We start from the raw sequence: 6,185 nt of genomic DNA on the forward strand, positions 1-6,185 counted from the left end.
ACTGATATGGCCAGTCTGTATCCTATCGCCAACGATGATTACGACTCCCCAACGGCTGATGATCACTCCACCATTAGAAAATGGCGATCGTTTAACTCGGTCTGAATTCGAGCGTCGTTATCAGGCCATGCCCCACCTACGCAAAGCAGAGTTAGTAGAGGGAGTTGTTTACACTATGTCATCACCGCTCAGAATTAGAAGCCATGGTGAGCCCCATGGCAATCTGACTGGTTGGTTATGGACCTATAAGACATCCACTCCCGGTACTGTCATGGGCATTGAACCTACAGTGCGGCTGGATGCTGACAATGAGCCCCAGCCTGATGCAGTTCTATTTGTGCCAGGGCGTCAAGCGAGCATTGCAGAGGATGATTATATTGAAGGTGCCCCAGAACTGGTCATTGAGATTGCAGCCAGTAGTGCTGCCATTGATCTCCATGATAAAAAGCGGGCCTATCGGCGTAATGGCGTGAACGAATACATTGTGTGGCGTACCCTGGAAAACCAGCTGGATTGGTTTAGCCTAGAAGCAGATGAGTATGTTCCTTTGGTCGTGGACGAGCAGGGCATTCTTTACAGTCAGGTATTTCCTGGGCTATGGCTAGATGTATTTGCTTTGTTGTCGGGGGATATGGCACAGGTGCTGACAGTGTTACAAAAGGGCTTAGCAACGGAGCAACATCGGGAGTTTATGCAACAACTCTCCGCAGAAAGCAACCATAACCGATAGCTAGAATATCAATCTAAGGCATCTCGTAAGACATGGGACACTATGATATTGCTCGAAAAATTGAGGAGATGGATCCGGAGCGAGATGCTGTTGCCATTTGTCATCTACTGGCAGGCTACGAATTTCCCTGGGATATCACCCGTGCCTTAGAAATTGCCCTGCTGCGTACATTTTGTGTGCCGAGCATCGCCCAACTACTGGATCACACAGGAGAGTTTCAGCATCATACCCAAAAGCGCTACGACGATACCGGAGTCATTGTCTCAGAGTTGTTTAAATGGGGCTATGAGCATCCCCGTGGTCAGGGTTTTCTGCAGCGGATGAATGCGATCCATGGTCGATATCCCATTGGGAATAGCGATTACCTCTATGTGCTGTCCACATTCATCTATGAGCCCGTACGCTGGTGCGATCGCTTTGGCTGGCGACCCCTGAGCGACTTGGAAAAGCAGGCCATGTATCACTTTTGGGTGGCCGTAGGGCAGCGCATGGGCATTACCGATATCCCCGACTCCTATGGGGCGTTTGAACAATATAACCAAACCTACGAGCAGCAGCATTTTGCCTATGCCGCCGCCAATCAACGGGTAGCAGGTGCCACGCGGGCCATGCTGTTGGGTTGGTTTCCGATGGGGTTGCGATCGCTCGCCAACCAAGCCATTCCAGCCCTGTTAGATGCCCCTCTGCTCAATGCCCTGGGTTGGCAACCGGCCCCAGCCAGTCTTACCCAACTGCTGGAAAATGGCCTGAAAGTACGCAGTCGTTTTTTACGTAAACTTCCCCCCAGATCTCTGCCAGACTTCTTTGCCGATCAATCCATTCGTAGCTATCCCCAAGGCTATGGCCTAAATGACATTGGACCCCCATCACTGTTGGCGGATCTAAACTCTATCGATCAGAAAGAACATTCCTAGGAGATTGCCATGGCCATGCAGCTAGACAACGTCGTTCCCTTTGGTCGTCTGTTTGACGAATACGTGAGAATGTTTAATCTCACGGAGACAGATCTACGAGGTTCCATTCTCAGTGTTGCCGACGGACCCGCAGGCTTTAATGCCCAAGGCACTGAGCTAGGCTATACCATCAAGTCGGTTGATCCCCTCTACTGCTTCAGCGCCGGGGAAATTAAACAACGCTTTGACGCCGTTGTGGACAACATTATCACCCAAGTGGAAAACACCCCAGATGACTGGATTTGGAGCTATCATAGTTCCCCGCAGGACCTACGAAAAAACCGTGAAAAAGCCATCCAAACGTTTTGCCAAGACTTTGCCCAGGGCAAAGCCGAAAACCGTTACGAAGTTGGAGAACTGCCCCAGCTAAAATACCCAGATTCCAGCTATGACCTGGGGCTCTGCTCCCATTTTCTGTTTCTTTATTCCGATCAGTTTGACCGCACCTTTCACCTAAACTCGATCTGCGAAATGCTGCGCGTATGTCCGGAAGTTCGCATTTTTCCCCTCCTTACCCTCAGTTTGCAACCCTCCCCCCATCTAGACTTTGTGATAGAGGCCCTAACAAAGCTAGACTATCAATGCAAGATTCAGCCAGTGGCCTACGAACTACAACGTAACGGCAACAAAATGCTCAAAATTACAGCCAATCCATCATAGTTTTTTGTCAATCATGGTCACTAGACGACAACTCCTCCAAAACACTGCCCTATTTACTGGAGGCCTGATCATGGGCTGTACGAACTCCAACCCTAACCCAGCCCGTACATGGGTGATGCCCGATGAAGCGATGCCCCACCAACGCACCTGGATGGCCTTTGGCGCAAGCGAGCAGATCTGGGGTCGTCAACTATTGCCAGAAGTCCGACGTAATTTAGTCACCATTGCCCAAACCATTGCTCAGTATGAGCCAGTGTCAATGCTCGTCAGAGCTGAGGAGTATGATCTAGCCAAAAACCTATTGGGGGCCTCCATAGAGCTAGTGGTTTCCCCCTTGGATGACTTGTGGATACGCGATACGGGTCCCCTGTTCGTCTGGTCTGACCAGGGTAAAAAAGCAGCCATTAACTTTAATTTCAACGGCTGGGGTCAAAAGCAAGTGTTTGCACAAGATGCCACAGTGGCTGAGTTGGTAGCTGGCCAAGCCGAGGCTGAGGTGATTAATACTAGCCTGGTCTTAGAAGGTGGCTGTATCGAGGTGGATGGCCATGGCACCGCCATCATCACCGAAAGCTGTGTACTCAATGAAAACCGTAATCCCGGTGTTTCTAAGGCCCAGTTTGAAGATTTGCTCATGCCCCTGCTCGGTCTTGAAAAGATCATTTGGCTACCGGGCATCAAGGGCTATGACATTACCGATGGCCATACCGACTTTTATGCTCGCTTTGCCAGTCCTGGAGTTGTTCTAGCAGGTTATGAGCCGAACCCAGAATACTTCGATCATGAGGTGACTAAGCAACATCTAGAGATTCTACAAACGGCAACCGATGCCCAGGGTCAGTCCCTAGAGGTAATTGTTCTGGAAGCCCCTGGCACCATCCGCAGCACCTATGAGACTGAAGACTTTGCAGCGGGCTATATCGGTTTCTATGCCTGTAATGGTGCCATCATCATGCAGGACTTTGGCGATGGGCCAGCTGACCAAGCAGCGCAGCAGGCATTGCAGCAAGCTTTTCTTGATCGCGAAATTGTTGCCATCAATATTGATGGCATTGCCGCTGGCGGTGGTAGCATTCACTGCGCCACCCAGCAGGAGCCCATGCTGGTAGCTACTCCCTAGGGGTTGATACCCCCTAATCATTCGCAATGGTAGATATTCTTTTTTGCCAGTAATAGGGCTTCGTTGTAGGCTGACAGTGGTGTTTAGCTCCTTCAAAACTATGCGCAATCCTACCGCCATTGGCCTTGGGTTAATTACCCTACTCGCAGGTCTGACCATTGCCTATTTCTCCCGTCAGCAGGCCGTTGCCCAAGCCACAGCTCCCACTGGACTGATTATTAAGTCCAGTCCCTACAGCGTTGAAGAAACGGAAGACCGGTTTAAGAAAATCTTAGAAACCAAAGGGTTAAACCTATTTGCCACCGTGGACCATGCCCAAAATGCATCAGGGGTAGATCTGGAGCTGCGGCCTACTCGGGTGGTCATTTTTGGTAATCCCAAAGTGGGCACGCCCTTGATGCAGTGTCAACAGACCGTTGGCATTGACCTGCCGCAAAAGGTGCTGATTTGGGAAGACGAACAGGGCGAAGTTCAGCTGGCCTACGATGACCCGCAGTATTTAGGGGGACGTCATCGCCTCAATGGCTGCGGCATCGAGGCAATTAAAACAATCTCAGGCGCACTCAATAACCTGACTAATGGTGCGATCGCACCCTAGGATCATTTAACAAAACCCACGGTAATGTACCTGGGCAAATTCACAAAAACAGAGCCCTATGGGATGACGTCTTTAACCGACTGTCCCAAGGGGGACGAACCCTGTCAGCAAACGGCACCAACACTAGACCCTATTAACGACTATCATCAGGTGGCCTGTCATTATCCTACTACTACTCAATGACGCCACCCCAATCTACCAAACTACTGGGCATCGGCTTAGTGCTCCTAAGCTCCCTGAGTCTATCGATTCAAAATGTAGTCTTACGGCTGTTTTTTAGTGAGAGTCGGCTGTTTGGTCAGATTCCCTTCGGTGGATTTGTGACTCCCCATCTGAGTAATGTGGTCCTGCTACTAGCCATACGCATGGCGATGATGACGTTGCTGTTGACTGGGTTGATCCCCTGGTTATATCCGAAGACGTTTAGGGCGTTGGGGACATTGCCAAAGACACCTAGGTTGTTGGGCGCTGTTTTAGCCAGTGGGGTATGTTTGTTTTTGGGGTTGATTTTGTTATATATGGCCCTGAGTCAGGTGGCGGCAGGGATTGCGATCTCCACATTATTTATCTATCCAGCTATTACGGTTCTGTTGGCTTGGCTATTTTTTCACCAGGTGCCGCAAACCTATCAGCTTGGGTTCATGGTGGTCATTTCCATAGGTGTTGTGCTCACCTCTCTGACTACGTCTGTTGAACCTACGGGCAATCCGTTGCTTGGGGGGATTTGTGCCCTGGGGGCTGGGCTAGGGTTTGGACTATATGGTATTTTTGCGGAGCTGTCGCTGAAGGGACAGCCGGGGTTGCATCCTGTACCTTTTTCGTTATTTACGTTTGCCATGGTAGCCGTCTTGGCCAGCCTGGCGCTCATGGTCTTGCAAGAAATAATCATTGAACCAGCAGTTTGGGCTCCGGTTCTGGGAATGACTTTTATTTCGGCTATCTTCACTTTGGTAGCCTACATCTTAAATAACTTTGGCATTGGTTTCATTGGCGCATCGTTAACGGCATTACTCACGGCCAGTGCGCCTGCGTTAACGGCACTATTGGCCTGGTGGGTAGTGCAAGAGGCATTAGAACAACAACAAATTATTGGCATTGGGTTGGTGACACTTGGCGTGTCTATGCTGAGTTTAAAGTCTCGTCATACTCATTAACACCTAATCTCAGCTGCATTTAAGAAGATAACGATTTTAGGGGTAGCAAAAATAGACGACAGGGCAAATGTCAGCTACGACGTTAACTTTTAAAAAACTTTCCAGACGGTTGGTATATAGGAGGGATGATTATGCTGAACTTTCCGCCTAATCACCCATATAGTTGGATTAGGCTGACATATTTCCACCTAATCACCCGTATAGGGATCTTAGGCAGAAATATTTCCACCTAATCACCCGTATGGGGTAGATAGGTGGAAACTTTCCCTCTAAGTAATAGTTATGCCATCAGGTTTTTGCTGTATGTAGGGCTAAGCTGATCGTCATTCAAATTTCTAGACTGATCCCTTTGTTGCAAGGGCTTTAGAGTGATTATCATGCATTTAAAATGCACGACAACTTACCTTGGGACTTAGGCTGTTCTAGTGGGAATCTTAGGGGGTGAAGAATTTTTTTGAGTGGAAATATGATTCCTGACTCCCTGGATAACCACAAGCACCAGCAAAACTTATTAGAAACGCGAGAACTGGTCCCAAAAAAGAGTCCGCCCTTTCAATTTCTCACTCTCCGAAAAAAGCTTATCTTTGGTTATGCCCTGGTTGGAACCATTCCACTGGCTGGTGCTGTCGTTGGATTAATGGTGGGTAGCCATTATCAAAAAGAGTCTACTCAAACCTTAACTGCTACCTATCAGGAGCAAAAAAACCTGAGCCATTTGCAGGTGTTGATTTTGCAAAATCGACCTACTAAAGAACTCGCACCTTTTGTTGAAAATCCAGTTGCTTTTCGACAGGTAAGTGACAATTTTTTTGCCCGTTTGAGTTATCTTGACAACTTAGTTACTAGACCTCTTGCATAATAGTTTCTATGGTAGATTTTTAGGTTTTGGTTCATTGCTTTACACCTAGGCAGATGAACTACGAAGCCACCCAAACCCTTAGCAATTCAAAGTTTAAGCGTCGATTCGGCG

At 48.7% G+C, this 6,185-nt stretch carries 7 protein-coding genes; all 7 read left to right on the plus strand.

Translation table 11 applies throughout. The annotated features are described in order from the left end of the window. Positions 1-34 precede the first annotated feature (34 nt). The 7 genes from VB741_RS21515 (at position 35) to VB741_RS21545 (ending at position 6,074) form a co-directional block, all read left to right on the plus strand. Positions 35-730, plus strand: a complete 696-nt coding sequence (locus VB741_RS21515; RefSeq protein WP_323367265.1) for a Uma2 family endonuclease — start codon at positions 35-37, stop codon at positions 728-730. 32 nt (positions 731-762) lie between these two features. Next, positions 763-1,644: an oxygenase MpaB family protein gene (locus tag VB741_RS21520; protein ID WP_323367266.1), complete on the plus strand. Its 882-nt coding sequence runs from the start codon at positions 763-765 to the stop codon at positions 1,642-1,644. Positions 1,645-1,653: 9 nt separating this feature from the next. After that, positions 1,654-2,343, plus strand: a complete 690-nt coding sequence (locus VB741_RS21525) for an SAM-dependent methyltransferase (protein WP_323367267.1) — start codon at positions 1,654-1,656, stop codon at positions 2,341-2,343. A 13-nt stretch (positions 2,344-2,356) separates the two neighbouring features. Next, positions 2,357-3,463 (plus strand): agmatine deiminase family protein, encoded by a 1,107-nt coding sequence (locus VB741_RS21530; RefSeq protein WP_323367268.1) that lies wholly within the window; start codon positions 2,357-2,359, stop codon positions 3,461-3,463. A gap of 100 nt (positions 3,464-3,563) precedes the next feature. Continuing rightward, a complete protein-coding gene (locus VB741_RS21535; protein ID WP_323367269.1) occupies positions 3,564-4,061 on the plus strand; it encodes a DUF302 domain-containing protein in 498 nt (165 codons plus the stop codon). A gap of 179 nt (positions 4,062-4,240) precedes the next feature. Then, positions 4,241-5,215 carry a DMT family transporter gene (locus VB741_RS21540; RefSeq protein ID WP_323367270.1) on the plus strand — a complete coding sequence of 325 codons (975 nt, stop codon included), beginning with the start codon at positions 4,241-4,243 and terminating at the stop codon, positions 5,213-5,215. Between the two features lie 466 nt (positions 5,216-5,681). Then, positions 5,682-6,074 (plus strand): hypothetical protein, encoded by a 393-nt coding sequence (locus VB741_RS21545; protein ID WP_323367271.1) that lies wholly within the window; start codon positions 5,682-5,684, stop codon positions 6,072-6,074. The last annotated feature ends 111 nt before the right edge of the window (positions 6,075-6,185 follow it).

The organism is Leptothoe sp. PORK10 BA2 (genome assembly GCF_034932105.1).
Classification (GTDB): domain Bacteria; phylum Cyanobacteriota; class Cyanobacteriia; order Phormidesmidales; family Phormidesmidaceae; genus Leptothoe.